At 72.3% G+C, this 2,215-nt stretch carries 1 protein-coding gene; it reads left to right on the forward strand.

Features of this window, described 5'->3' with window-relative positions:
• Positions 1–2,215, forward strand: a 2,215-nt coding sequence (locus ACIA79_RS33530) for an SDR family NAD(P)-dependent oxidoreductase (protein ID WP_399432206.1), incomplete at both ends; no start/stop codon positions are given.

Raw genomic sequence — 2,215 nt, forward strand, 5'->3', positions numbered from 1 at the left:
TGGCGGTCGACTGGAAGGCGGCCTACACCGCGCACGGCCTCACCACCCGCCGGATCGACCTGCCCACCTACCCCTTCCAACGCCGGCACTACTGGTTGGAGTCGGGCACGCGTGCACAGGCGTCGGTGGAGACCGCGACGCCGTCCGGTGTCGATGTCTGGCGTTACAAGGTGGTCTGGAAGGGGCTGCCGACGGAGGAGACGTCCCGGCTGTCCGGGCGCTGGCTGGTGGTGCTGCCGGAGGGCATGGACTCCGGCACCGCGGATGACATCGCCGACGTACTCACCCGGTGTGGAGCTGATCCCGCGCGTGTGTCCGTACCGCTGACGGCTGACCGCGCACACTTCGCGGAGCTGCTCGCGGCACACCGTACAGAGAACGAGGAACGGGGGAAGGAGAAACCGGCTGTCCAGGGAGTGCTGTCTCTGCTCGCACTCTCGCACGCCCCTTCTGCCGTGGCAGCGTCCGTCTCCCTCGTCCAGGCGGCGAACGACGTCGGTCTGGGAGCCCCGGTGTGGGCCGTCACCCGGGGCGCCGTGGCTGCGATGCCGGGGGAAGTGCCCGACGACATGGGGGCTCGTCTCTGGGCGTTCGGCCGGGTGGCCTCCCTGGAACTGCCCGAGGTATGGGGCGGTTCGATCGATCTGCCGTCGGCCCCTCCGGGCGAGCGCGTCCTGCGCCGTATGGCTGCCGTCCTCGGAGCGGCCGGGACTGCCGACGGCGCCGAGGACGAGGTAGCGATCCGGAGCGCCGGGGCGTACGGACGTCGAGTCGTACGCGCCCCGGGAGGGACCCGCACGCACTGGCGACCGCGGGGGACGGTGCTGGTGACGGGTGGTACGGGTGCGCTCGGTGGCCACGTGGCCCGATGGCTGGCGGCGAACGGTGCCGAGCACCTGGTGCTCACCAGCCGGCGGGGCCGGGATGCCCCCGGGGCGGCCGCGTTGACGGCCGAGCTGGAGGCCCGGGGAGCCCGGGTGACGGTGGTGGCGTGCGACGTCGCCGACCGTGAGGCGCTGGCGGCGCTGCTGGACGAACATCCTCCCACCGCCGTGTTCCACACCGCCGGCGTACTCGCCGACGGAGTCATCGACGGGCTGTCCGCCGACGGTCTCGCGCTCGTGAGCCGGTCCAAAGCGGATGCCGCCGAGCTGCTGCACGAATTGACCGCCGGCCGTGACCTGGACGCGTTCGTGCTCTTCTCCTCGGTCACGGGCGTCTGGGGCAACGGTGGCCAGGCCGCGTACGCCGCCGCCAACGCCGCCCTCGACGCCCTGGCCGAGCGGCGGCGCGCCGACGGCCTGCCGGCCACGGCGATCGCCTGGGGCCTGTGGGCCGGCGGCGGAATGGCGGAGGGCACCGGCGAGGAGAGCCTGGTCCGGCGCGGCATCGAGTCCATGGACCCCGGGCGGGCCGTCGAAGCGCTGCAGCAGGCCCTCGACCAGGATGACACCTGCGTGACCGTGGCGTCCGTCGACTGGGAGCGTTTCGCGCCGAGCACCGGCGCCCTACGGGCAACCCGACTCTTTTCGACCGTGCCGGAAGCGCGTGAGGCCTTGGACACGGCCCGTCGACAGCACCCGGCCGCGCCCGGTGCCGCCGAACTGACGGCGCTTCTGGACGGCCGCACCGAAGCCGAACGCCGGCGCCGGCTCATCGAGCTGATCCGGGGCGAGGCAGCCGCCGTACTGCGGCACGGCACCACGGACGCGATCGGTCCGGACCGGGCCTTCAAAGAGGTCGGCTTCGACTCGCTCACCGCGCTGGAACTGCGAAACCGGGTCAATGCCGCCACGGGCCTGTCGCTTCCCACGACGACCGCCTTCGACTATCCGAACCCCGCGGCGCTCGCCGACCACATCCTCTCCCTACTCGCGGACGACGAGGGAACCGAGCGGGCCGGAGACCTTCTCCGGACGTTCAAGGCAGCCACGGACGACGGCTTGATCGCCATCGTCGGGATGGCCTGCCGCTTCCCCGGCGACGTCGACAGCCCCGAAGCGCTGTGGGACCTCGTACTGCGGGAGCGGGACGTCATCGGCGACCCGCCCACGGACCGCGGCTGGGACTTCGACGCGATCTACTCCCCGGAGCCCGGGATCCCCGGAAAGACATACGCACGGGAGGGGGGTTTCCTGCATGGGGCGGGGGAGTTCGATGCGGGGTTCTTCGGGGTGTCGCCGCGTGAGGCGGTGGCGATGGATCCGCAGCAGCG

Origin of the sequence: Streptomyces sp. NPDC051310 (genome assembly GCF_044455245.1) — a bacterium.
Lineage (GTDB): Bacteria > Actinomycetota > Actinomycetes > Streptomycetales > Streptomycetaceae > Streptomyces.